Here is a 22,605-nt window from a genome sequence, read left to right on the forward strand (position 1 = left end):
TCCCCCGGACGCCGACCGTGACGCCGGAGGACCTACTGTCCGACGGGGCCTTCCCCTGGCGGAGACGGCGGACGAACTCGCGGCCCGCCGCGCGGTCGAGGCCGCGGCACCGTACCTTCTGGGCCGTTGGGACAGCGAGGACGAAGCCGTGCGGTTCGCCCTCGCCGCCCTCGCGGCGGCGACTCAGCACAGCGCCGCCAGCGCGCGGATGCGGCACCTGGCAAAGCGCTGGGACACAGGGCTGAAGCCCTTGGTCGAGCGGGAGTTGTCTCCGCCGCTGGCCCAGTGGACATGACGGCCTACGCTGTGGTCCGTGAACAGACGCCGCCGTAAGAAGTCGTCGAAGGCCCTGGTCCGGGCCGCGATGTTCGGTGAGGTCGACGCCGTACGGGCCCTCCTGCGTGCCGGTGCCGACCCCGACGGGGCTGACCCGGAGGGCACCACCCCGCTGTACGCCGCCGCGGTCGGGGGCGCGAGCGAGGTCGTCGGCTCGCTGCTGGCGGCGGGGGCCTCGCCCGACGTGGAGAGTCGTGGGGTGACGGAGGGGACGCCGTTGTGCGCGGCGGCGGCGTGGGGGCATGAGGAGGTCGTGCGGCAACTCCTCGCGCGGGGGGCCGATCCGTGGCTGCGGGAGGACGGCGGGACCGGTTGTTCCCCGGTTGAGTGGGCCGAGCGTGGTGGTCACACCGGGACGGTCGCGTTGCTAGTGGGGCAGTCTCGCCGCCCGGGAGCGTAGGTAGCGCTGCTCGGGGAGGCTGAGGGTCTTCGTGGCGGCCGACTCGTACGCGGTGCGGGCGGCGGGGAAGTCGCCCGCGCGCTCCAGGAGATGGGCGCGGACGGCGTCCAAACGGTGGCCCGTGGTCAGTTCGGGGGCGAGGGCGTCCAGTTCGGCCAGACCGGCTCGAGGGCCGTGGGCCATGGCGACCGCTACCGCGCGGTTGAGGCGTTCGACGGGGCCGGGGACCAGGGTGACCAGGATGTCGTAGAGGCCCAGGATCTCCCGCCAGTCGGTGGTCTCCGCGGAGGACGCCTCGTCGTGTACCGCTGCTATCGCGGCGCGCAGTTGGTACGGGCCCGGGCGGCGGAGGGAGAGTGCCTGGGTGATCAGGGCTACGCCCTCTTCGATCGCCTTTCTGTCCCAGCGGTCGCGGTCCTGTTCGTCCAACGGGATCAGTTCGCCGTGCGGGCCGGTGCGGGCGTCGCGGCGGGCGTCGGTGAGGAGCATGAGGGCCAGGAGGCCGGTCACCTCGCCGTGGTCGGGGAGGAGGCGGTGCACCGTGCGGGTGAGGCGGATGGCCTCGCCCGCGAGTTCGCGGCGGGTCAGGGACGTACCCGAGGTGGCCGTATAGCCCTCGTTGAAGATCAGGTAGAGGGTGTGCAGGACCGCCGGGAGGCGTTCGGCCCAGTGCTGCGGGCGGCCGAAGCCCGTGCCGCGTACCTTCTGCTTCGCCCGGCTGATGCGCTGGGCCATGGTCGCCTCGGGGACCAGGTACGCGCGGGCGATCTCCGCCGTGGTCAGACCGCCCACGGCGCGCAGGGTGAGGGCGATCTGCGCGCGTGGGGTGAGGTCGGGGTGGCAGCAGAGGAAGAGGAGGGAGAGGGTGTCGTCCTCGCGCGGGGCGCGGTCGGCGCCCGGGGGCGGGGCCGTCCAGGCGTCCCTCGGGGTGAGCGCCGCCTCCCGTTCCTCGCGCTGCCGCCGTGCCCGCTCGCTGCGCAACGCGTCGGTCAGCCGCCGCGCCGCGACCTTGATGAGCCACCCGCGCGGGTTGTCCGGCACGCCCGCCGACGGCCACTGCCCGGCCGCCGCGAGCAGCGCCTCCTGTACGGCGTCCTCGGCGGCGTCGAAGTGTCCGTACCGTCTGACCAGCGCGCCGAGGACCTGCGGCGCGTGGCGGCGCAACAGGTCCTCGGTCTCGGAGAACGGGCGCACGGTGCTCAGGCGACGTCCCCGGAGCCGTCCGCGATGGGGCGGATGACGACCGGGTACTCGGGGGCCCCGGCGGGCTGGGGGCAGCGGGCGACCCGGGCGGCGATCTCCGTGACCCGCTCCAGGCTCTCGCACTCCAGGACCCAGTAGCCCGCCAGGAGTTCCTTGGTCTCGCCGTACGGGCCGTCCGTGATCACCGTCCTGCCGTCCGCGTCCAGGCTGACGTGCCGGGCCTTGGCGGGTTCGGTGAGTCCCTGGGCGTCGACCAGTTCGCCGGACTCGGCGAGGTCGTTGCTGATCGCGCTCATGAACTCGAACATCGTCTGGATGTCCTTTTCCGACCAGGCCGGAGAGGTCTCCGAGCCCTTGCCGGTCATCGCGTGGTAGTCCGCCTGCGTGCCCTGCACCATGACGAGGTACTTCATCGGTCCGCTCCTTCGACTTCGATGGGGCCGCCCTCGGTGGGCGGCTTCACAGGGGACGTCGGAGCCGGTCCGGGGTTCTCGACACGCTGCTCAGGAATTTCCCGTGGTTTTCTCGGCGGCTTGGGTCGGCTGTCGTGCCTCCCGGGCCGCCGGGGCGTCCGGCGGCTGCGGCGCGGGGGCCCGGTGGTGCCGTTCCGCGTGGGGTTCGGCGCCTTCCGGGACGTACGCCTCGCAGTCGGCGTTGTGACACGGGCCTGCCACCCACTTGGGGACCCAGGCACCCAGTGTCTTGTGACGGTGCACCACCGTATCGACGGGCTGTCCGCAGGCGGGACAGACGTTCGTTTCGCTGCCCATGCCCCAAGGGTAGGGCGGCGGACGGCTCAGCGCTTCCTGTTGTACGCGCGGATCAGTACGCCGTTGCCGAAGGCGCGCACCGACTCCAGGGTGAAGTCGGTGACGGCGAAGCCCGTGCCCGCGAACATCGGCATGCCGGAGCCGTACACCTGCGGGTAGGTCTTGATGACGAGTTCGTCGATCTCGTCGCGCAGCGCACCGGCGATCTCCGCGCCGCCGCAGAGGTAGATGTCCAGGGGGCTGTCCTCGGCCTTCAGGGCGCGGACCCTGCCCACCAGGTCGTCGGCGATGATCTCGACGTTCGGGTCCGGGGACTCCTTGAGGGTGCGCGAGGCGACGTACTCGCGCAGATGGGCGTAAGGGCTGGTGACGCCCTCCTTCAGGGCCAGGTCGTAGCTGCGGCGGCCCTGGATGATCGTGTCGAAGCGCCTGTTCGGTACGTCGTCGATGCCCAGCCCCTTGCGGCCCTGCGTCGGCACGGTGTCCGGGTGCTCCGTGGTGAGGTGGCCGAGGTATTCCTCGTCCAGGTAGGCGAGCATCGAGGTGGCGTCGCCCGTCGGGTCGCCGATGAAGCCGTCGAGCGAGCAGGCGATGACATAGGTGAGCTTTCGCAAGCCGGTCTCTTTCCGTAGGCTGCCTTCGTTTCAACAACTGCAGTTGTAGTACTTCGGGCGTAGTGGTTGCAAGGGCATTTCGGCGCCGGATGGAAGTGAGAGAGGGGATTCCGTATGGCGGGCAATCCGGAGCGCCGGGCGGCGCTGGTGGACGCGGGCATCGAGGTGCTCGCGCGGGAGGGTGCCCGTGGGCTGACGTTCCGCGCGGTGGACTCGGCCGCCGGGGTGCCGGTGGGCACCGCCTCCAACTACTTCGCCTCGCGCGACGACCTGCTGCGCCAGATCGACGCCCGGGTGCAGGTGCGGCTCACCCCCGACCCGGAGGTGCTCGCCGGGCTGATGAGCCTGCCGAGGGACCGGTCGCTCGTCACGGCGCTGATGCACGACCTGATGGCCCGGGCCGAACGGGACCGCACCGGCCACCTCGCCCTGCTGGAGCTACGGCTCGAGGCCACCCGGCGCCCGGAACTGCGCGCCTCCTACACCGACTCGGTGCGCGGCCAGCTGGAGTACGGCATGCGGTTCCACCGTGAGGCCGGGCTGCCCGGGGACGACACCACCGTCACCGTGCTCTATCTCGCCATGCTGGGGCTGCTCGTGGAGCACCTGACGCTGCCGGGCGTGCTGGACGGCGCGCTGCCCGGGGCGAGTGTTCCGGAGGGGCTGGTGGCGCGGATCGTGGCGGCGGTGGTGCCGGAGGGAGAGGGCTGACCCCGGCCTGACTCAGGGCTGCTGGGGCTCGCGCCACATGGGCCACATCAAGGGGCCGTCGGGCAGTCGCAGCGCGGGGCCGTGCTGTTCGAAGCCGAGCCGCTCGTAGAGGCCTCGGCTGCGGGCGCTGCTGGCCTCCAGGTAGGCGGGCGTCCCCTCGCGGTCGCAGCGCTCGAGGACCGAGCCGATGAGTGCGGTGCCCAGTCCCTGGCCCTGGCGGTGCGGGGACACGCCGATCATCCACAGGTACTCGTGGGCGCGGTCCGCGGGGTGGATGTCGGCCGTCAGCCTGCCGATCAGCTCGACGCGCTCGTTGGCCGGGTCGACGACGGCGCGCAACTGGGCGGGCCCGTCGTCGTCGGGGTCGTGCGCCCCGGCCGGGGTCGGCAGCCACAGCGCGCAGGCCGTGCCGTCCTCGGCGAGGTCGATCCGCCCCTCCGCGAGCACGATCTCGGTGAACGCGGTCATGAGCCGGTGGTGGGTCGCACGGCGGTACTCCGCGCCGGGGAAGACCCAGCCGCTCACCGGGTCGTCCTGGAAGGCCTCGTCCAGCAGCCGGACGATCCGCTCACGGTCGTCCCGGCCCGCCGCCCGTATCGCCGCACCCATGCCCGCTCCCCTGTCGTTGAGGCATCAACAAGCCCTGCTCCTACGGCTGTTGAGCCTATCGGTACGACGAAAGGGTGGGCCCGCACGAGGTGGCGGGTGCGGGCCCACCGGGCCGGAGCCCCGGCCGCGCGGGGCAGGAACCACGCGGCCGGGGCTCCGGGGCCGGACCCTGCCTCAGCTGGTGCGGCGGGTCACGTACTCGGCGAGGGCCAGCAGACCCCCCGCGGACTCCGGCGACGGGATGGCACGGGCCAGCTCGTGCATCGCCCGGGACATCCGGTCGGCCGCCTGGACCTGCGCCCAGTCGCGCCCGCCCGCCCGCTCCACGGCCTGGACCGTGCGCTCAAGATCGCCCTTGTCGTACGGCGCCTCGTACAACTCGGCGAGTTCCCCGGCCGCCGGGGTGCCGGAGGAGAGGGCGGCTACGACCGGCAGGGTCTTCTTGCGGGCGGCGAGGTCGGCACCGGCCGGTTTGCCGGTGCGGCCCGGGTCGCCCCACAGACCGATCACGTCGTCGATGAGCTGGAAGGCGAGCCCGGACTCACGGCCGAACGCGTCCAGCGCCTCCACCTCGTCCGCCGAACCGCCCGCGTACAGACCGCCGATCGCGCACGCGCACCCCAGGAGCGCGCCCGTCTTGGCCTCGGCCATCGCCAGCACCTCGTCGAGGGTGACCTCGGCGGGTGCGCACCCCTCCAGCGCGGTGTCCGCCTGCTGTCCGGCGCACAGCTCCACGACACAGGACGCGAGCCGGGCGGCGGCGGCCGTGGCCGCCGGGTGCGGGTCCTCGGCAAGCAGCCGGTGGGCCACCGCCTGGAGGGCGTCCCCGGCGAGGATGGCGTCGGGGACGCCGAACACCGTCCACGCCGTGGGCCGGTGCCTTCGGGTGGTGTCCCGGTCCATCACGTCGTCGTGCAGCAACGTGAAGTTGTGGACCAGCTCCACCGCCGCGGCCGCGGGTACGGCGGCCAGCCGCGCCGGGGCGCCACCGAGCGCGGCGGCCGCGGTGAGCACCAGAGCGGGCCGGACCGCCTTGCCCGGGTTGCCCGCCGCCGGGCTGCCGTCCGCCTGCTCCCAGCCGAAGTGGTAGCGGGCGATGCGGCGCAGGGCCGCGGGCAGCGAGTCGACGGCCGTGCGCAGCTCGGGGTCGACCGCCGCCCTGGTGCGCGCGAGGATCTCCGCCGCCTCCTGCGCGTCGGGCAGACCGGGCGTGCCGTCCGTGCTGTCGGTGTGGGGCGTCGCGATGGGGGTCCGCCTTTCCAGCGCCTGGGGGTTCCACGCCGGGTCCACGCGCCCGGGCGGGCGAGGACCCGGCAGGCCTACCGGGAGGGTCACCGCCAGCGGCCGATCTCGACGTTCTCCAGCACACCGAGCGCGTCCGGCACGAGGACCGCGGCCGAGTAGTACGCCGTCACCAGGTACTTGATGATCGCCTGTTCGTTGATGCCCATGAAGCGCACGGACAGGCTCGGCTCGATCTCGTCCGGGATGCCGGACTGCCGCAGTCCGATGACGCCTTGGTCCTCCTCGCCGAGCCGCATCGCGATGATCGAGGTGGTACGGGCCTCGGTGACCGGGATCTTGTTGCACGGGAAGATGGGCACACCGCGCCAGGTGGGGATGCGGTTGCCGCCCATGTCGATGGTCTCCGGCACCAGACCGCGCTTGTTCAGCTCACGCCCGAACGCGGCGATGGCGCGCGGGTGGGCGAGGAACAGCTTGGTGCTGCGCCGCCTGCTGAGCAGCTCGTCCATGTCGTCGGGGCCGGGCACGCCGTCGTGCGGCTGGATCCGCTGGTCGTACTCGCAGTTGTGCAGCAGCCCGAACTCGCGGTTGTTGACCAGTTCGTGCTCCTGGCGCTCCTTCAACGCCTCCACGGTCAGCCGGAGTTGCTGCTCGGTCTGGTTCATCGGCTGGTTGTAGAGGTCGGCCACGCGCGAGTGGATGCGCAGCACGGTCTGGGCGATGCTCAGTTCGTACTCGCGGGGCCGGGACTCGTAGTCGACGAAGGTGTGCGGGATGTCCGGCTCGCCCGCGTGGCCGGCGGCGAGGTCGATCTCCTTCTCGCCGTACTTGTTGGTGCGCTGCTCGGGGATCGCGCGCACGAACTCCAGGTGTTCGCGCAGGGAGTCCGAGCGCTCCGCGACCTGCTCGACGTCCTGCCGGGACAGCACCAGGACGGTGCAGGCGGTCACCGCGCGGGCCGTGAACTCCCAGATGGCGTCCGGGTCGAGGAGCGCGTGCTCGCCGAGGTGGGCGCCGTCGGCGAGGATGCCGAGGCTCTCGTCGTCGCCGTAGGGGCCGGTGCCGAACTTCTCGACCCTGCCGTGGGCCAGCAGATAGACCTCGTCGGTCTGGTTGCCGAAGTCGGCGATCACCTGGCCCGCGGCGATCTCGCGCTGCTCACAGCGCCGGGCCAGCTCGGCCAGCACCTCCTCGTCCTCGAATCCGCGCAGGGCGGGGATCTCGCCCAGTTCGGCGGGGATGACCTCGACCCGGTCACCGGTCTTCACGAAGGTGATGCGGCCGTCGCCCACGGCGTAGGTGAGTCGCCGGTTCACCCGGTACGTGCCGCCCTTCACGTCCACCCACGGCAGCATCCGCAGCAGCCAGCGCGAGCTGATCTCCTGCATCTGGGGCACGGACTTGGTGGTGGTGGCCAGATTCCGCGCGGCCGCCGTGCCGAGGCTCTGCTGCGGCCTGGTCTCTTCCGTGCGGACCTCTTCGCCTACCGACATATGGAACTGCCCTCCCGGTTGTGTGTCCGGCCGCGATCTGCGCCGGCCACCGATCTCACGAAAGAGCCTTCCATCACTCAGCGTGCCGATGCTATTACCCGAAAGAGCGGGAATTTCTGATCGCCCGCCGGGGCAGAAATGGGGACCCCCGCTGGGACTCATGGGGCCGTCGCAACCCGGCGACGCGCTGTCCGCACAGCCGTCCGGTTGGTGTCCGAATCGGCTCGCACGCTGTGCGAACGGAGGGTTCCGGCCGCCTCCGTTTTGGTACATCCAGCGATACGAGGCGACCGCGCGGGGTGGTCGTCGCGCAACGGGTGAAGGAGGCGGGCCATGGCCTCACCGATGTCCGCGGCCAAGTTCCTCGCACGGCTGCGGGCCGAAGGGCTCACGGTCGTCGAGGTGGGCGAGTGGAGACAGCACCACCGCAACCACAAGGGGCCGTGGGGACCGGTCCACGGCGTGATGATCCACCACACGGCCACCAAGGGCACCAAGCGCACCGTGGACCTGTGCCGCAAGGGCTACGAGGGCCTGCCCGGGCCGCTGTGCCACGGCGTGATCACCAAGGACGGCCGGGTGCACCTGGTCGGCTACGGCCGCGCCAACCACGCGGGCAGGGGCGACGACGACGTCCTGCGCGCCGTGATCGCCGAGAAGGCGCTGCCGCCCGACAACGAGGCGAACACCGACGGCAACCGGCACTTCTACGGCTTCGAGTGCGAGAACCTCGGCGACGGCGAGGACCCCTGGCCCGAGGCCCAGCTCGAGGCCATCGAGAAGGCCGCCGCCGCGATCTGCCGCCACCACGGCTGGACGGAGCGCTCGGTCATCGGCCACCTGGAGTGGCAGCCGGGGAAGACCGACCCGCGCGGCTTCCCGATGAAGCGGATGCGGGAGCGGATCCGCGAGCGGCTCAAGTGACACGAGCCACCATCGCCCCCGCCCAGTGCCGGGGCGCGTCGCCGACAATGGTGGCGTGTCCAGCCGACCCGACCCCACCACCCTGCGTCCCCTGCTCCCCTCCCCCCTCCAAGAGGTGCCGGACGACCGCCTCGCGCGGTACGGCGTCGGGCTCGTCCTCAAGCGGGACGATCTGATCCACCCGGAGCTGATCGGCAACAAGTGGCGCAAGCTCGTGCCCAATCTGAGGGCGGCGCGGGGTCGCACCGTGCTCACCTTCGGTGGTGCCTACTCCAACCATCTGCGGGCCACCGCCGCCGCGGGCAGGCTGCTCGGGCTGCCCACGGTGGGGGTGGTCCGGGGGCAGGAGCTGGCCGACCGGCCGCTCAACGCGTCCCTGGCGCGGTGTGCGGCCGACGGTATGCGGCTGCACTTCGTCGACAGGTCGACGTATCGACGCAAGACCGAGGCCGGGGTGCTGGCGGGTGTGCTGCGTGCGGCGGACGCCGAGGGGGCGTACGTCGTGCCCGAGGGCGGCAGCAATGCCGAGGCCGTACGGGGCTGTGTGGACCTCGGCGGGGAACTGCGTGGGCACGCCGAGGTCGTGGCCGTCGCCTGCGGTACCGGGGGCACGCTGGCGGGGCTGGCCGCCGGACTGGCGGCCGGGCAGCGGGCGGTGGGGGTGCCGGTGCTCAGGGGCGGTTTCCTCGGCGGGGAGATACGGGCCCTGCAGGAGCGGGCGTTCGGCGGGCCGCGCGGTGCCTGGTCGCTGGACGAGCGCTTCCACTTCGGCGGTTACGCCCGTACCGGCCCCGAACTCGACGCCTTCGCCGCGGACTTCGAACAGCGGCACGGGCTGCCCGTCGAACGTCTCTATGTCGCCAAAATGCTGTACGGCCTTGTCACCCTGGCCGCGGAAGGAGCCTTCCCGCGCGGGAGCACCGTGGCGGCCGTCGTCACCGGCCGTCCGTTCCCGTAGAGAGCCCCCGCTACTGGTGCGTCTCCCGGTACGCCGCCGCCTCCTCCAGGTCCAGCCTGCGCAGCAGCGAGCGCAGCATCTCGTCGTCTATGTACCGGGCGTCCCGGAGCCTGACGAACACCTCCCGCTCGGCGCCGATCATCTCCCGGGCCAGCCGCCGGTAGGTGTCGTCGGCGGTCTCGCCGGTGATCGGGTTGGGCTGGCCGAGGCGCTCCCAGACGGCGTTGCGGCGGCGCTCCAGGACCGCGCGCAGCCGGTCGGCGAGCGGCTCGGGCAGGGCGTTGCGCTCGTCGGCGAGGAGTTCCTCCAGGCGCTGCTCGGCGGCCCGGGAGGCCTGCGCCTGGGAGTTGGCCTCGGCGAGGGTCTCGGCCCGCACATCGCGTCCGGGCAGCTTCAGCAGGCGGATCAGCGTGGGCAGCGTGAGGCCCTGGAGGACGAGCGTGCCGATGACGGTGGTGAAGGTCAGGAAGAGGATCAGATTGCGGCCGGGGAAGGGCTCACCGTCGTGCATGGTCGCCGGGATGGAGAAGGCGATGGCCAGGGAGACCACGCCCCGCATCCCGGCCCAGGAGATGATGAACGTCCCCTTCCAGGTGGGGTTCTCCTCCCGTTTCCGGATCCGCGCCGACAGCAGCCGTGGCAGGTAGGTCGCCGGGTACACCCACACGAACCGGGCCACGACGACCACGAGGAAGACGGCCACCGCGTACCAGAGGGCCGAGCCGACCTCGCGCGTCTCGAGTTCCCTGAGGACGACCGGCAGTTGCAGTCCGATGAGCGCGAACACCGACGACTCCAGGACGAAGGCGACCATCTTCCACACCGCGCCCTCCTGGAGGCGGGTGGCGAAGTCGACCTGCCACGCGCGGTGGCCGAGGTACAGGGCCACGACGACGACCGCGAGGACACCGGAGGCGTGCACCTGCTCGGCGACGGCGTACGCGACGAACGGGATCAGCAGCGAGAGGGTGTTCTGCAGCAGCGGCTCCTTCAGGTGCAGGCGCAGCCAGTGGATCGGCACCATCAGCACCAGGCCGATGCCGATGCCGCCGACCGCCGCGAGCAGGAACTCGCCGATGCCGCCCGCCCAGGTGGCGCCCTCGCCGACGGCCGCCGCGAGGGCCACCCGGTAGGCGGTGATCGCGGTGGCGTCGTTCACCAGGGACTCGCCCTGCAGGATCGTGGTGATCCGGGACGGCAGCCCCACCCGGCGCGCGATCGCCGTGGCCGCCACCGCGTCCGGCGGCGCCACCACCGCGCCCAGCACCAGCGCCGCGGTCAGCGGGAGGTCGGGCACGATCAGATGGGTGGCCCAGCCGACGACGACGGTGGCGAACAGCACGTAGCCCACCGACAGCAGGGCGACCGGGCGGAGCTGGGCGCGCAGGTCGAGGTAGGAGCTGTCGATGGCCGCCAGGTGCAGCAGCGGGGGCAGGATCAGCGGCAGGACCACGTGCGGGTCGATGTGGTAGTCCGGCACCCCGGGCACGTACGACACCGCCAGCCCCGCCGCCACCAGCAGCAGCGGCGCCGGGACCGGGGTGCGCCGCCCCGCCCCCGCGACCGCCGCGCTGCCCGCCACCAGCAACAGCAGTGGCATCACGTCCATGCCCTCACGCCCCCTACCTTTTCCGCGCGGTCGGCCGCACGCCCGTCGTAATCTGGCAATCATGAAACAGTGCACGCACGCCGACGCGCTGCCACACCCCGAACCCGAGCCGCTCAGCGTCACGTGCCTGGTGTGCCTGCGGCAGGGCACGCATCCGGTGCAGCTGAGGCTCTGCCTGTCCTGCGGCTTCGTCGGCTGCTGCGACTCCTCGCCGGGACGGCACGCGACGGAGCACCACACGGAGACCGGCCACCCGGTGATGCGGACCTTCGAGCCCGGCGAGAGCTGGCGTTGGTGCTTTGTCGATCATGTCCTGGCCTGACCGGTAAAGGTCCCGGCGGCAGGACGGTTCGACGGTCTGACGTCTGGGTACGTCAACCCGGCGCGCGCTCTTCCCAATTGGGCCCGCAGACCCCCTAGCCACTGTGCGTATATGTATGTTTACTATGAGTGACAGCACGGGGATGGGGTCCCGGGGACAGGATCGTCGAGGGCGCGGTAGCGTCACGGCTGAACCACATCGCGTTCCCCGAGGGGCGACCCTCGGCCCCGAACAGCTTGTACCACCTTGGAGGTGAGGGTGTCCCAGATCGCAGGCGAGCCCGCGACCCAGGACTTCGTGGAAGTCCGGCTGCCGGCCGCGGGTGCCTACCTGTCGGTGCTGCGGACGGCCACGGCCGGTCTCGCGGCCCGTTTGGACTTCACCCTCGACGAGATCGAGGACCTGCGCATCGCGGTGGACGAGGCCTGCGCGATCCTGCTCCAGCAGGCCGTCCCCGGTTCGGTGCTCAGCTGTGTCTTCCGGCTCGTCGACGACTCGCTGGAGGTCACCGTCTCGGCGCCGACCACCGACGGCCACGCCCCCTCGCGGGACACCTTCGCCTGGACCGTGCTGTCCGCCCTCGCGGGCAAGGTCTCCTCCGCCGTGGACGAGGACAAGACCGTTTCGATCAGCCTCTACAAACAGCGCGGCGCGGGACCTGGGCCGGCGTGAGGGACGGGGACGGGCCGGTGCGGGACGAAGATCGCGGCACACGTGAGCTGCCGGCCGAGGACGGAATTCAACCTTCCGCCGACGCCGAGGACCCCGGGGCGGGCGGTCCGGACGGAGCCAGGCGCATGGCGGACGGCATCGACGGCATCCCCGAGCAGGCCCGGCCGCACCCGGAGGACGACTCCGGGGACTCGGCGGAGGCCGAACTCCCGGTCGGCGGGCAGCGGGATCAGGAAGGTGCCGGGCAGAGCGCACCTCTGGAACGGCGGATCGGGGTCACCCCTGTCCGAGCTGCGGCGAGGGCTCGGGGAAGGGCAACGGGCGGGACGATGAGCGAGCACGAGCGATACTCCGAGCAGGACGCGGCCGCGCAGGGCGTGCAGGGCACGCAGCACGAGGCGCCGGACCGCAGCGGGGCGCGCGCCATGTTCGTCGAGCTGCGCCAGCTGAGGGAGGGCAGCCCGCAGTACGCGGAGCTGCGCAATCAGCTGGTCCGGATGCATCTGCCGCTCGTCGAGCACCTCGCGCGCCGGTTCCGCAACCGCGGCGAGCCGCTCGACGACCTCACCCAGGTCGCCACCATCGGCCTGATCAAGTCGGTGGACCGGTTCGACCCGGAGCGGGGCGTGGAGTTCTCCACGTACGCCACCCCGACGGTCGTCGGCGAGATCAAGCGGCACTTCCGCGACAAGGGCTGGGCGGTCCGCGTCCCGCGCCGCCTCCAGGAGCTGCGGCTGTCGCTGACCACCGCGACGGCCGAGCTGTCCCAGCTGCACGGCCGCTCCCCCACGGTCCATGAGCTGGCCGAGAAGCTGGCGATCTCGGAGGAGGAGGTCCTGGAGGGCCTGGAGTCCGCCAACGCGTACTCCACGCTGTCCCTGGACGTCCCCGACACCGACGACGAGTCCCCGGCGGTCGCCGACACCCTCGGCGCGGAGGACGAGGCGCTGGAGGGCGTGGAGTACCGCGAGTCCCTCAAGCCGCTCCTCGAGGACCTGCCGCCGCGCGAGAAGCGGATCCTGCTGCTGCGCTTCTTCGCCAACATGACCCAGTCGCAGATCGCGCAGGAGGTCGGCATCTCCCAGATGCACGTCTCCCGCCTGCTCGCCCGCACCCTGGCGCAGTTGCGGGAGAAGCTCCTCGTGGAGGAGTGACCGGGGAGCTGGCGGGCTACTTCTCGGCGCTGCCGGGTCCCCGGATCCCGAGGGCCCGGGTCGTCGCGGGGTTCATCAGCAGCACGAGCGCCGTGACCGCCACGACCCCGAGCACGATGCCCGCCGGGATGGAGGCGCTGTCGGCCTGGAGCAGGTTGTAGGCCACCGGCAGCGCCATGATCTGCGTGATGACGGCGGGCCCCCGGCTCCAGCCGCGTCGGCCGAGCAGTCCGCGCGCGGCCAGCAGCGGCAGCAGCGCCAGCACGGCGAGGGTGATCCCCCCGGTCACGGCCTGCCGCTGGTCGTCCGCCTCGCCCATGAGCCCGTAGACGAGGATCCAGACCCCGCCGACCATCAGCGCCAGCCCTTCGAGGCCGGTGAGCACGGCGGCCCACATCAGCCGGCGCGGCCGGGACTCACCGTTCTCCGGCTGGGCGGAACCATCGGGCTTCTGCTCACTGCTCACCCCAGCAGGGTAGCCCTCCGGTCCATCCGATCCGCACTCCGGTCTACGCCCGGTACCCCCCAGTAGGTACGCTGCCCTCCATGCGTGCACTTCTCGTGGTCAATCCGGCGGCAACCACCACAAGCGCACGTACGCGCGATGTGCTGATCCACGCGCTCGCGAGCGAGATGAAGCTGGAGGCGGTCACCACCGAGTACCGCGGGCACGCCCGCGATCTCGGTCGGCAGGCGGCGGAGAGCGACGACATAGACCTGGTGGTGGCCCTCGGCGGTGACGGCACGGTCAACGAGGTCGTCAACGGTCTGCTGCACGCCGGTCCGGATCCGGCGCACCTGCCGGGCCTCGCCGTGGTCCCCGGCGGCTCCACCAATGTCTTCGCCCGCGCCCTGGGCCTGCCCAACGACGCCGTGGAGGCCACCGGCGCCCTGCTCGACGCGCTGCGCGAGGGCAGCGAGCGCACCGTCGGCCTCGGCCTCGCCTCCGGCACCCCGGGCAGCGACGACGAGGCGGTCCCGGCGCGCTGGTTCACCTTCAACGCGGGGCTCGGCTTCGACGGGGGCGTGGTCGGCCGGGTCGAGCAGCAGCGCGAACTCGGCAAGAAGTCGACCCACGCGCTCTACGTCCGCCAGGTGGTGCGCCAGTTGCTCGGCGAGCCCAACCGGCGGCACGGCACCATCACCCTGGAGCGGGCCGGCGCGGATCCGGTCGAGGGACTGGTGGTGTCCATAGTCTCGAACACCGCCCCGTGGACGTTCCTCGGCAATCGCCCGATGTACGCGTCACCTAAGGCCTCGTTCGATACCGGGCTCGACGTATTCGGGCTCAGCCGTCTGTCCACGGCCGCGGTTGCCCGGTATGGCACCCAGTTGCTCACTTCGTCCCCCGAGCGCGGCCCCCGTGGCAGGCACGCGGTGTCCCTGCACGATCTGACCGACTTCACCTTGCATTCGAAGGCGCCACTGCCCCTTCAGATGGACGGTGACCACCTGGGGCTGCGCACCAGCGTGACGTTCACAGGCGTACGCCGTGCACTGCGTGTGATTGTGTGAGCAGAAAGGGCTGAAGTCCTTTCACTCGAACGTTTAGGCCACGATCCACCCCATGGAAGTACGGCTGTGACCTAGTCGACACCGAGGAATCAAAAAAAACTTTCCGGAAGGGGTTGTATCCGCCGCTGAGGTTTGCGAGTCTCTACGTGGCGATCGGGACAGCCCGCAACACCGGCTCCACAGATCACCGGAACCCCTCTCCAAATCACAGGACCACGGCAGGGAAACCTGACGGTCGGCCCTTCACTTGTTGAGGGATTCGTGAAAGCGTTCACATTCACAAGCAATCAGCACGTAATACCAAGGAGAGGTAGCAGCCATGGACTGGCGTCACCGCGCCGTTTGCCGCGAGGAAGACCCCGAGTTGTTCTTCCCCATCGGCAACACCGGTCCTGCGCTGCTGCAGATCGAGGAAGCCAAGGCCGTCTGCCGTCGCTGCCCGGTTATCGAGCAGTGCCTGCAGTGGGCGCTGGAGTCCGGTCAGGACTCCGGTGTCTGGGGTGGACTCAGCGAGGACGAGCGCCGCGCGATGAAGCGCCGCGCCGCCCGCAACCGGGCTCGTCAGGCCTCCGCCTGACATACCCACCCCGCTGACAGCCTGAGCTTGGCGGCGCGTGCAGCGAGTACGCATCTCCCGCCACCCGAGTCGCAGCGCGCAGTACCCCCGATGCGCTTGAACTTGCAGCAGCAGCGAGCACTGGCCTCGGACCCCATGGGTCCGGGGCCTTTTGCTTTGCCCCCACCCGCGGGCGACTCGGCTACTTCTGCGAGCGCACCGGCACGTCCAGGATCACCTGGGTGCCCCGCTCCGGTGCCGGGACCATGTCGAAGGTGCCGCCCAACTCGCCCTCCACCAGGGTCCGTACGATCTGCAGGCCCAGGTTTCCGGAGGTGTGCGGGTCGAAGCCCTCGGGCAGGCCCACCCCGTCGTCATGCACCGTGACCAGCAGGCGGGACTCCTTCGACGTACCGCCACGCACCGCGGAGACCTCGACCGTGCCGGTGTCGCCCTCGCGGAAGCCGTGCTCCAGGGCGTTCTGGAGCACCTCGGTCAGGACCATCGACAGCGGGGTGGCGACCTCGGCGTCCAGGATGCCGAAGCGGCCGGTGCGGCGGCCGGTGACCTTGCCGGGTGAGATCTCGGCGACCATCGCCAGCACCCGGTCGGCGATCTCGTCGAACTCCACGCGCTCGTCCAGGTTCTGGGAGAGCGTCTCGTGCACGATCGCGATCGAGCCGACCCGGCGTACGGCCTCCTCCAGCGCCGCGCGACCGCGCTCGGACTCGATGCGCCGGGCCTGGAGGCGCAGCAGGGCGGCCACCGTCTGGAGGTTGTTCTTCACCCGGTGGTGGATCTCCCGGATGGTGGCGTCCTTGGTGATCAACTCGCGTTCGCGGCGTCGCAGTTCGGTGACGTCCCGGAGCAGTACCAGGGAGCCGATGCGGGTGCCCTTGGGCTTGAGCGGGATCGCCCGGAACTGGATGACGCCGTCCTTGGCCTCGATCTCGAACTCGCGCGGGGCCCAGCCGCTGGCCACCTTGGCGAGTGCCTCGTCCACCGGCCCCCGGGAGGGGGCGAGTTCGGCGGTGGTGTGGCCCAGGTGGTGGCCGACGAGGTCGGCGGCGAGGCCCATGCGGTGGTAGGCGGAGAGCGCGTTCGGGGAGGCGTACTGGACGGTGCCGTCGGCGTCCAGCCGGATCAGGCCGTCGCCGACGCGGGGCGAGGCGTCCATGTCGACCTGCTGGTTGGGGAACGGGAAGGAACCGGCCGCGATCATCTGGGCGAGGTCCGAGGCGCTCTGCAGGTAGGTCAGCTCCAGTCGGCTCGGGGTGCGCACGGTGAGGAGGTTGGTGTTGCGGGCGATGACGCCCAGGACCCGGCCGTCGCGCCGTACGGGGATGGACTCGACCCGGACGGGGACCTCCTCGCGCCACTCCGGGTCGCCCTCGCGGACGATGCGGCCCTCGTCGAGGGCGGCGTCCAGCATGGGGCGGCGGCCCCGCGGGACGAGGTGGCCGACCATGTCGTCCTGGTAGGAGGTGGGGCCGGTGTTGGGCCGCATCTGGGCGACGGAGACATAGCGGGTGCCGTCGCTGGTGGGGACCCACAGGACGAGGTCGGCGAAGGAGAGGTCGGAGAGCAGTTGCCACTCCGAGACCAGCAGATGGAGCCACTCGAGGTCGGAGTCGTCGAGGGCGGTGTGCTGGCGGACCAGTTCGTTCATGGAGGGCACCTTGTGAGCGTACCCGGGGGTGTGCGGGGCGCCTAAAAGCGCGAACCCCCCGGAAACACCCGCGGGCCGCGGCGCCTGAGAGGGACCCTCAACCCTCCCGGCACCGCAGCCCGGAGCAACAACGGCCGCGGGGTGTGCGGTCCCGGTCGGCCGAAGGATGAGGAGCCGGGGCAGTCAGGGCAGAGAGCGCCGGTTCCTCGATCCGCCTTCCTGTGCGGGGAAGACGGAGGCTTGTGATCTGCGCGGGGAACAGGCAGCTTCCCCGCGCATTGATTTCCACCACACATTGTGGACTAGACCAGTTGGGTGTGTCCATGCGTGGGCGGTATTTGTTGTCGGAGACTGACTGGACTTGACGCTCGGCCAGCCTAACCCGCGCGCGTCGGCCGCGGGGCCGGATGCCGGCGCCAATTTCCGCCAACGCGCCGGTGCGCCCCCTTCAGCTCGTCTCCGTCACCTTCGCCAGCGCGCGCGGGGCGTCCGGGTCCTGGCCCCGGGCGATGGTCACCTCGTGGGCCAGCAGCTGGAGCGGGATGATCTCCAGGACCGGCTGGACCTCCTCGGCGACGTTCTCGGTGGGCATGACGAACCCGGCCGAGGCGCGCTCGACGTGTTCCCGGGGGCCGATGACGACCAGGTCGGCGCCGCGTCCGCGCAGCCGGTCCAGGACGGGGCGCAGCGCCTCGCCGCCCCTGCCGTCGGTGACCACCGCGATCACCGGCGAGACGTTGTCGACCATGGCGAGCGGGCCGTGCAGCAGATCGGCGCCGGAGTAGGACAGGGCGGGGATGTAGCTGGTCTCCATCAGCTTCAGGGCGGCCTCCTTGGCGGTGGGGTAGCCGTAGCCGCGTGAGGTGATCACCATGCGCTCGGCGAACCGGTACCGGGCGGCCAGCGCGCGCACCTCGTCGTGCCGGGCGAGCAGCTGCTCGGCCAGGCCGGGCAGCACCCGCGCGGGGGCGCCGTCGCCGTCGCGCAGGCCCTCGACGAAGAGGTAGAGGGCGAGCAGGGAGGCCGTGTAGGTCTTGGTGGCGGGCAGCGCCCGCTCCGGTCCGGCCAGGATGTCGATGTGGTGCTCGGAGATGCCCGCCAGCGCCGAGTCGGGGTTGTTGGTGACGGCGAGGGTGATCGCCCCGGCCGCGCGGGCGGCCTGGGTGGAGGCGACCAGGTCCGGTGAGCCGCCGGACTGGCTGACGGTGATGACCAGCACGTCCGTGAGGTCCGGGCGGGCGCCGTAGGCCGTGGTCGTGGACATCGAGGCGAGCCCGCAGGGCAGGCCGAGGCGGATCTCCAGCAGGTACTTGGCGTACAGCGCGGCGTTGTCGGAGGTGCCGCGGGCGGTGAGCAGGACGAAGCGGGGTCTCCGGGCGGCGATCTCCCGGGCCACCCGCCGGATGGGCCCGGCGCCCTCGTCCAGGAGCCGCCGGAGCACGGCGGGCTGTTCGGCCATCTCGCGGGCCATGATCCGGCCGGGGACGTCGCCGCGCGGGTCGAGGGTCGTGCCGCTCATAAGGGTGTCCTCCCGGTCCTCCTGACGGTCCCCGTGCCTTCCCTCCCATTGCACTCCCCCGCGCCGCGCCGCGCCTGTTAAATTGGACCCGAGATTGGTCTAAACCACATCCCCGTGACCCCCTCTTCAGAACGGCAGGCCCAGCGTGGAAGTTGTCATCGTTCCGGACGCCAAGGCGGGCGGCGAGCTGATAGCCGAGGCCATGGCGCGGTTGCTCAGGGGCAAGCCCGACGCCCTGCTCGGGGTGGCCACCGGCTCCACCCCGCTGCCCGTGTACGAGGCGCTGGCGGCCAAGGCGCGCTCCGGCGCGGTGGACGTCTCGCGGGCGCGGATCGCCCAGCTCGACGAGTACGTGGGGCTGCCCGCCGCGCACCCGGAGTCGTACCGCTCGGTGCTGCGGCGTGAGGTGCTGGAGCCGCTCGGGATCGGGATGGACGCGTTCTACGGGCCCGACGGCGAGGCCGCGGACGTCCAGGCGGCGTGCGAGGCCTACGACGCGGCGCTGGCCGCGGCGGGCGGGGTGGACCTCCAGCTGCTCGGGATCGGCACGGACGGGCACATCGGCTTCAACGAGCCGTGTTCGTCGCTGGCCTCGCGCACCCGGATCAAGACGCTGACCGAGCAGACCCGCGTCGACAACGCGCGCTTCTTCGAGGGCGACATCGACCAGGTGCCGCACCACGTCATCACGCAGGGCATCGGCACCATCCTGGAGGCCCGCCACCTGGTGCTGCTGGCCACCGGCGAGGGCAAGTCGGACGCGGTCGCCGCGACCGTCGAGGGCCCGGTCGCCGCCGTATGCCCGGCCTCCGCGCTCCAGCTGCACCCGCACGCCACCGTGGTCGTCGACGAGGCCGCCGCGTCGAAGCTGAAGCTCGCCGACTACTTCCGGCACACCTACGCCAACAAGCCGGACTGGCAGGGCATCTGACCGGCGAAGGCGAACGCCGGGCACCCCGTGAGGGGGCGCCCGGCGTTCGCCGTCTCCCGTGGGTCATCCCCCCGTGACGACCCCCGCGAGAACCTCCGCCGCCGCCCGGCCGCAGACCCGCGCCGCGCCGTAGGTGGCGAGGTGCAGCGCGCCCCGGGGCGGCGCCTGGGGGACCCCCATCTCGACGACAACGGTGTCAGGGCGGGCCGCGAGCAGGGTGGTCAGGGCCGCCATCCAGGGGTGCCGGTGCTCGTCGCGGACGACGGCGACGATACGGCGCTCCCCGGCCGCCGCCAGGACCGCACCGGCCGCCACGCTGCCCGTGAAGGTGCCCGACTCGGTGCCGGGCAGCAGCCCGGCCAGCTCGGCGGCCACGCCCCAGGGCGTCTCGTCGCCGACGGCGATGTTGGCGACCGGCGTGAGCGCGGCGACGTAGGGCGGAGCGGTGAGCGGGGTGCGGTCACCGGTGATCCGCAGGGCGCGGCGGGCGGCCCGCATGCCCACCTCGTCGTCGGCGGGGCCGGACGGCCCGGACTCGCCCGCCGTCCACTGGGCGAGCTTGCGTACCCGCTCGGCCGCGTCCGCGAGCCGCGCCTCGGCCAGCTCACCCGCGCGCACGGCGGCCACGAGGGCGTCGCGCAGCCGTCGTACCGTGTCGTCGTCGGCGAGGCCGCCGCCCACGCAGATGGCGTCGGCACCGGCGGCGATGGCGAGGACGCTGCCGCGTTCGATGCCGTAGGTGCCCGCGATGGCCTGCATCTCCATGCCGTCGGTGACGATCAGGCCGTCATAGCCGAGTTCGCCGCGCAGCAGCTCGGTGAGGATGCGGGGCGAGAGGGTCGCCGGGTGGTCCGGGTCCAGGGCCGGGACCAGGATGTGGGCGCTCATCACCGCCTTGGTCCCGGCGGCGATGGCGGCCCGGAACGGCGCCAGCTCGCGGTCGGCCAGTACCGCGGGGCCGGCGTCGATGCGGGGCATCGCGTGGTGGGAGTCGACGGCGGTGTCCCCGTGGCCGGGGAAGTGCTTGGTGCAGGCGGCGACCCCGGCCGACTGGAGGCCCGTGACATAGGCGGCGGTGTGCCGGGCGACCAGGTCGGGGGCGGCGCCGAAGGACCGTACGCCGATCACCGGGTTGTCGGGGTTGGAGTTGACGTCGGCCGAGGGGGCCCAGTTGAAGTTGACCCCGCAGGCGGCCAGGCGGCGGCCGAGCGCGTGGGCCACCTCGCGGGTCAGGCCGGTGTCGTCCACCGCGCCCAGGGCGTGGTTGCCGGGGTAGGAGGAGCCGGTGCGCACCTCCAGGCGGGTGACGTCGCCGCCCTCCTCGTCGATGGCGACCAGGACGTCATCGCGCTCGGCCCGCAACTGTGCGGTCAGGGCGGCGAGTTGGGCGGGGGAGGCGATGTTGCGGCCGAACAGGCCCACCGAGGCGAGGCCCTCGCCGAGGCGGCGCAGCAGCCAGTCGGGGGCGGTGGTGCCGGTGAAGCCGGGCTGGAGAACGGTCAGGGCGTCCCGCGTGAGGGTGTCGGTGCCGCTCGCGAAAGTGGTCATCGGGTGGCGTTATCCCTTCACGGCGCCATCGGTCAGGCCGCTGACGGCCCTGCGCTGGAGGTAGACGAAGAGGATCAGGATCGGGACGGCGAAGAGGGAGGAGGCGGCCATGGTGGCGCCCCAGTCGTCGCCGAAGGCGGTGCGGAAGCTGGACACCCACAACGGCAGGGTCTGTGCCTCGGCCTCCTTGTTGAGCACCAGGACCAGCGGGAACTCGTTCCAGGCGGTGATGAAGCCGAACATGGAGGTCGACATCAGGCCGGGGGCGAGCAGCGGGAGGATCACCCTGCGGAACGCGGTGACGCGGGTGCAGCCGTCGACCATGGCCGCCTCCTCCAGTTCCCTGGGCACGGCGGCGACGAAGCCGCGCAGTGTCAGGATGGTGAAGGGCAGGATCATCATCATGTAGAAGACCGTCAGCGGGACCAGGCTGTTCAGCAGGGAGGCGTCCCGGACGATCATGTAGATCGCGATGACCATGACCTCCCAGGGCGCCATCTGGGCCAGCATGAAGCCGACGATGAAGCCGCGCCGCCCCTTGAACCGCATCCGGGCCAGGGCGAAGGATCCGGCGAGCGCGATGATCAGGGAGAAGACGACCGCGAGGCTCGTGACGATCAACGAGTTGGTCACGTACGTCCAGAAGTGGTCGACGCTGGTCGCCGTCTTGAAGTGCTCCAGGGTGACGTCGGTGGGGAACCAGACGGGGTCCTCGGAGATGATGTCGCCGGTCGGCTTGAAGGCCGTGGAGAACATCCAGTACACGGGGAAGACGCAGCCGACGAACAGGACGACGGCCGTGACGTTGGGCCAGATGCGGCCGAAGAGCGTGCGCTTCACAGCTCCCCCTCCTCGTCTTGCTTGAGCACGATCCGCAGGTAGTAGGCGGTGAGCCCGAGCAGGATCAGGATGGTCAGGACGGCGATGGCGGCGCCCATGCCGTAGTGCTGGTTGCCGACGCCCTCGATGTAGGCGTAGACGGGCAGGATCTCGGTGAGCCGGTCGGGGCCGCCCGCGTTGATGACGTAGACCTGCACGAACGCCTTGAAGATCCAGATGACCTCCAGGAACGTCGTGGCGTAGAGGAAGGGCCGCAGCACCGGCAGGGTGACCGTGGTGAAGGACTTCCACGCGCCCGCGCCGTCTAGGGCCGCGGCCTCGTACAGCTCGCCGGGGATCACGGTGGTCGCCGCGTACAGGTTGATGGCGACGAACGGGATGGACATCCAGACGATCAGCACGGTGACGACGAAGAACGTCGACATCTGGCTGCTGGTCCAGCTGTAGTCGGCCATGGAGTGCCAGCCGAGCTTGTCCAGGACCCAGTTGACGACGCCGAAGCGCTCGGCGAACAGCCACTGGTAGACGGTGGTCGCCGCGACCACCGGCATCGCCCAGGCCAGCACCAGGCCGATCATCAGCAGGAACCGCATCCGCCTGCCGAGGCGGGCGAGCAGCAGGCCGACCAGTGCGCCGCAGACCATGGTCAGGGCGACGTTGACCGCCGTGAACAGGACCGAGCGCAGGGTGACGCGCCAGAAGTCCTCGCCGGTGAGGACCTCCTTGTAGTTGTCGACGCCGTTCCACTCGGTGACGTGCTGGATCAGCTGCGTCATGTTGAGGTTCTGGAACGACAGCAGGATGTCCTTCAGCAGCGGCCAGCCCAGCAGCAGCACGGTGGCCACGCAGGCGGGCAGCAGCAACAGGTACGGGGCGAGCGCGCCGACGCGCGCCGCGGCTCGCGGTGTCGGCCTGTCGGACTCGCCGCCGTCCGCCCCCTTGCGGACGTCCGTCGGCCCGGAGGGCGGCCGTTCGGTCTGCACGGTCATGCTCGCGTTCTCTCTACT

At 71.5% G+C, this 22,605-nt stretch carries 23 protein-coding genes; 10 read left to right on the top strand and 13 right to left on the bottom strand.

What is annotated here, in order from left to right; genetic code table 11:
- Nucleotides 1-313: 313 nt before the first annotated feature.
- Complete coding sequence (locus ACFVQG_RS19440; RefSeq protein ID WP_383384330.1) at nucleotides 314-736, top strand: ankyrin repeat domain-containing protein; 423 nt, start codon at nucleotides 314-316, stop codon at nucleotides 734-736.
- On the opposite strand, the gene ACFVQG_RS19445 is transcribed toward ACFVQG_RS19440, so the two are convergent.
- The 3 genes from ACFVQG_RS19445 to ACFVQG_RS19455 all read right to left on the bottom strand — a co-directional run bounded on the left by ACFVQG_RS19445 (nucleotide 704) and on the right by ACFVQG_RS19455 (nucleotide 3,323).
- Nucleotides 704-1,930, bottom strand: a complete 1,227-nt coding sequence (locus ACFVQG_RS19445) for an RNA polymerase sigma factor (RefSeq protein WP_383384332.1) — start codon at nucleotides 1,928-1,930, stop codon at nucleotides 704-706. The two genes, ACFVQG_RS19440 and ACFVQG_RS19445, sit on opposite strands and share 33 nt — an antisense overlap.
- A gap of 5 nt (nucleotides 1,931-1,935) precedes the next feature.
- Nucleotides 1,936-2,352: a YciI family protein gene (locus ACFVQG_RS19450; RefSeq protein ID WP_383384335.1), complete on the bottom strand. Its 417-nt coding sequence runs from the start codon at nucleotides 2,350-2,352 to the stop codon at nucleotides 1,936-1,938.
- Between the two features lie 383 nt (nucleotides 2,353-2,735).
- Nucleotides 2,736-3,323, bottom strand: a complete 588-nt coding sequence (locus ACFVQG_RS19455; protein ID WP_383384338.1) for a dihydrofolate reductase family protein — start codon at nucleotides 3,321-3,323, stop codon at nucleotides 2,736-2,738.
- Between the two features lie 114 nt (nucleotides 3,324-3,437).
- Between ACFVQG_RS19455 and ACFVQG_RS19460 the strand changes: the two genes are divergently transcribed.
- On the top strand, nucleotides 3,438-4,034 hold the full coding sequence (locus tag ACFVQG_RS19460; RefSeq protein ID WP_383384341.1) for a TetR/AcrR family transcriptional regulator: 597 nt from the start codon (nucleotides 3,438-3,440) through the stop codon (nucleotides 4,032-4,034).
- 12 nt (nucleotides 4,035-4,046) lie between these two features.
- On the opposite strand, the gene ACFVQG_RS19465 is transcribed toward ACFVQG_RS19460, so the two are convergent.
- From ACFVQG_RS19465 to ACFVQG_RS19475, 3 genes are all read right to left on the bottom strand, one after another.
- Nucleotides 4,047-4,643: a GNAT family N-acetyltransferase gene (locus ACFVQG_RS19465; RefSeq protein WP_383384344.1), complete on the bottom strand. Its 597-nt coding sequence runs from the start codon at nucleotides 4,641-4,643 to the stop codon at nucleotides 4,047-4,049.
- Nucleotides 4,644-4,817: 174 nt separating this feature from the next.
- A complete protein-coding gene (locus ACFVQG_RS19470; protein ID WP_383385548.1) occupies nucleotides 4,818-5,888 on the bottom strand; it encodes a family 2 encapsulin nanocompartment cargo protein polyprenyl transferase in 1,071 nt (356 codons plus the stop codon).
- Nucleotides 5,889-5,974: 86 nt separating this feature from the next.
- Nucleotides 5,975-7,381 (bottom strand): family 2B encapsulin nanocompartment shell protein, encoded by a 1,407-nt coding sequence (locus tag ACFVQG_RS19475; RefSeq protein WP_383384347.1) that lies wholly within the window; start codon nucleotides 7,379-7,381, stop codon nucleotides 5,975-5,977.
- Nucleotides 7,382-7,714: 333 nt separating this feature from the next.
- On the opposite strand from ACFVQG_RS19475, the gene ACFVQG_RS19480 reads away from it, so the two are divergent.
- Complete coding sequence (locus ACFVQG_RS19480) at nucleotides 7,715-8,305, top strand: N-acetylmuramoyl-L-alanine amidase (protein ID WP_383384350.1); 591 nt, start codon at nucleotides 7,715-7,717, stop codon at nucleotides 8,303-8,305.
- Between the two features lie 55 nt (nucleotides 8,306-8,360).
- On the top strand, nucleotides 8,361-9,263 hold the full coding sequence (locus tag ACFVQG_RS19485; RefSeq protein WP_383384353.1) for a 1-aminocyclopropane-1-carboxylate deaminase/D-cysteine desulfhydrase: 903 nt from the start codon (nucleotides 8,361-8,363) through the stop codon (nucleotides 9,261-9,263).
- Nucleotides 9,264-9,273: 10 nt separating this feature from the next.
- Here the strand turns inward: ACFVQG_RS19485 and ACFVQG_RS19490 are convergent, their stop codons facing one another.
- Nucleotides 9,274-10,872, bottom strand: a complete 1,599-nt coding sequence (locus tag ACFVQG_RS19490) for a Na+/H+ antiporter (RefSeq protein ID WP_383384355.1) — start codon at nucleotides 10,870-10,872, stop codon at nucleotides 9,274-9,276.
- Between the two features lie 61 nt (nucleotides 10,873-10,933).
- Here ACFVQG_RS19490 and ACFVQG_RS19495 point away from each other — a divergent pair, with 61 nt between their 5' ends.
- From ACFVQG_RS19495 to ACFVQG_RS19505, 3 genes are all read left to right on the top strand, one after another.
- Entirely contained in the window at nucleotides 10,934-11,194 is a 261-nt protein-coding gene (locus ACFVQG_RS19495; protein WP_383384358.1) for a UBP-type zinc finger domain-containing protein, read from the top strand.
- 258 nt (nucleotides 11,195-11,452) lie between these two features.
- The gene (locus ACFVQG_RS19500; RefSeq protein ID WP_004925829.1) at nucleotides 11,453-11,866 is read left to right on the top strand and encodes an anti-sigma regulatory factor; all 414 of its coding nucleotides are present in this window, start codon (nucleotides 11,453-11,455) and stop codon (nucleotides 11,864-11,866) included.
- Nucleotides 11,863-13,020 carry an RNA polymerase sigma factor SigF gene (locus ACFVQG_RS19505; RefSeq protein ID WP_383384361.1) on the top strand — a complete coding sequence of 386 codons (1,158 nt, stop codon included), beginning with the start codon at nucleotides 11,863-11,865 and terminating at the stop codon, nucleotides 13,018-13,020. Before ACFVQG_RS19500 ends, ACFVQG_RS19505 begins: the two co-directional genes overlap by 4 nt.
- Nucleotides 13,021-13,036: 16 nt before the next feature.
- Here the strand turns inward: ACFVQG_RS19505 and ACFVQG_RS19510 are convergent, their stop codons facing one another.
- Nucleotides 13,037-13,486: a hypothetical protein gene (locus tag ACFVQG_RS19510; RefSeq protein WP_383384364.1), complete on the bottom strand. Its 450-nt coding sequence runs from the start codon at nucleotides 13,484-13,486 to the stop codon at nucleotides 13,037-13,039.
- 80 nt (nucleotides 13,487-13,566) lie between these two features.
- On the opposite strand from ACFVQG_RS19510, the gene ACFVQG_RS19515 reads away from it, so the two are divergent.
- Together ACFVQG_RS19515 and ACFVQG_RS19520 are read left to right on the top strand one after the other, a co-directional pair.
- Nucleotides 13,567-14,535 carry a diacylglycerol/lipid kinase family protein gene (locus tag ACFVQG_RS19515; RefSeq protein ID WP_383384367.1) on the top strand — a complete coding sequence of 323 codons (969 nt, stop codon included), beginning with the start codon at nucleotides 13,567-13,569 and terminating at the stop codon, nucleotides 14,533-14,535.
- A 319-nt stretch (nucleotides 14,536-14,854) separates the two neighbouring features.
- Entirely contained in the window at nucleotides 14,855-15,112 is a 258-nt protein-coding gene (locus tag ACFVQG_RS19520; protein WP_029383210.1) for a WhiB family transcriptional regulator, read from the top strand.
- Nucleotides 15,113-15,293: 181 nt separating this feature from the next.
- Here the strand turns inward: ACFVQG_RS19520 and ACFVQG_RS19525 are convergent, their stop codons facing one another.
- A complete protein-coding gene (locus ACFVQG_RS19525; RefSeq protein ID WP_383384370.1) occupies nucleotides 15,294-16,760 on the bottom strand; it encodes a sensor histidine kinase in 1,467 nt (488 codons plus the stop codon).
- Between the two features lie 448 nt (nucleotides 16,761-17,208).
- On the bottom strand, nucleotides 17,209-18,279 hold the full coding sequence (locus ACFVQG_RS19530) for an SIS domain-containing protein (protein WP_383384373.1): 1,071 nt from the start codon (nucleotides 18,277-18,279) through the stop codon (nucleotides 17,209-17,211).
- Nucleotides 18,280-18,424: 145 nt separating this feature from the next.
- Between ACFVQG_RS19530 and nagB the strand changes: the two genes are divergently transcribed.
- Nucleotides 18,425-19,210, top strand: a complete 786-nt coding sequence (nagB, locus tag ACFVQG_RS19535; RefSeq protein ID WP_383384376.1) for a glucosamine-6-phosphate deaminase — start codon at nucleotides 18,425-18,427, stop codon at nucleotides 19,208-19,210.
- 63 nt (nucleotides 19,211-19,273) lie between these two features.
- On the opposite strand, the gene ACFVQG_RS19540 is transcribed toward nagB, so the two are convergent.
- The 3 genes from ACFVQG_RS19540 to ACFVQG_RS19550 are packed head-to-tail and all read right to left on the bottom strand — an operon-like array spanning nucleotide 19,274 to nucleotide 22,587.
- Nucleotides 19,274-20,758 carry a glycoside hydrolase family 3 protein gene (locus ACFVQG_RS19540; RefSeq protein ID WP_383384379.1) on the bottom strand — a complete coding sequence of 495 codons (1,485 nt, stop codon included), beginning with the start codon at nucleotides 20,756-20,758 and terminating at the stop codon, nucleotides 19,274-19,276.
- Nucleotides 20,759-20,767: 9 nt separating this feature from the next.
- Nucleotides 20,768-21,598: a carbohydrate ABC transporter permease gene (locus ACFVQG_RS19545; protein WP_383384382.1), complete on the bottom strand. Its 831-nt coding sequence runs from the start codon at nucleotides 21,596-21,598 to the stop codon at nucleotides 20,768-20,770.
- Nucleotides 21,595-22,587 carry a carbohydrate ABC transporter permease gene (locus ACFVQG_RS19550; RefSeq protein ID WP_383384385.1) on the bottom strand — a complete coding sequence of 331 codons (993 nt, stop codon included), beginning with the start codon at nucleotides 22,585-22,587 and terminating at the stop codon, nucleotides 21,595-21,597. Before ACFVQG_RS19550 ends, ACFVQG_RS19545 begins: the two co-directional genes overlap by 4 nt.
- Nucleotides 22,588-22,605 lie beyond the last annotated feature (18 nt).

Source organism: Streptomyces sp. NPDC057877 (genome assembly GCF_042796855.1).
Classification (GTDB): domain Bacteria; phylum Actinomycetota; class Actinomycetes; order Streptomycetales; family Streptomycetaceae; genus Streptomyces.

What these genes read in the sequence shown, in the direction of transcription:
- ACFVQG_RS19515 (WP_383384367.1), top strand. Translation starts at nt 13,567, where the DNA reads ATGCGTGCACTTCTCGTGGTCAATCCGGCGGCAACCACCACAAGCGCA.
- ACFVQG_RS19550 (WP_383384385.1), bottom strand. Translation starts at nt 22,587, where the DNA reads ATGACCGTGCAGACCGAACGGCCGCCCTCCGGGCCGACGGACGTCCGC.
- ACFVQG_RS19465 (WP_383384344.1), bottom strand. Translation starts at nt 4,643, where the DNA reads ATGGGTGCGGCGATACGGGCGGCGGGCCGGGACGACCGTGAGCGGATC.
- ACFVQG_RS19475 (WP_383384347.1), bottom strand. Translation starts at nt 7,381, where the DNA reads ATGTCGGTAGGCGAAGAGGTCCGCACGGAAGAGACCAGGCCGCAGCAG.
- ACFVQG_RS19520 (WP_029383210.1), top strand. Translation starts at nt 14,855, where the DNA reads ATGGACTGGCGTCACCGCGCCGTTTGCCGCGAGGAAGACCCCGAGTTG.
- ACFVQG_RS19480 (WP_383384350.1), top strand. Translation starts at nt 7,715, where the DNA reads ATGGCCTCACCGATGTCCGCGGCCAAGTTCCTCGCACGGCTGCGGGCC.
- ACFVQG_RS19530 (WP_383384373.1), bottom strand. Translation starts at nt 18,279, where the DNA reads ATGAGCGGCACGACCCTCGACCCGCGCGGCGACGTCCCCGGCCGGATC.
- ACFVQG_RS19525 (WP_383384370.1), bottom strand. Translation starts at nt 16,760, where the DNA reads ATGAACGAACTGGTCCGCCAGCACACCGCCCTCGACGACTCCGACCTC.
- ACFVQG_RS19460 (WP_383384341.1), top strand. Translation starts at nt 3,438, where the DNA reads ATGGCGGGCAATCCGGAGCGCCGGGCGGCGCTGGTGGACGCGGGCATC.
- ACFVQG_RS19450 (WP_383384335.1), bottom strand. Translation starts at nt 2,352, where the DNA reads ATGAAGTACCTCGTCATGGTGCAGGGCACGCAGGCGGACTACCACGCG.
- ACFVQG_RS19495 (WP_383384358.1), top strand. Translation starts at nt 10,934, where the DNA reads ATGAAACAGTGCACGCACGCCGACGCGCTGCCACACCCCGAACCCGAG.
- ACFVQG_RS19540 (WP_383384379.1), bottom strand. Translation starts at nt 20,758, where the DNA reads ATGACCACTTTCGCGAGCGGCACCGACACCCTCACGCGGGACGCCCTG.
- ACFVQG_RS19490 (WP_383384355.1), bottom strand. Translation starts at nt 10,872, where the DNA reads ATGGACGTGATGCCACTGCTGTTGCTGGTGGCGGGCAGCGCGGCGGTC.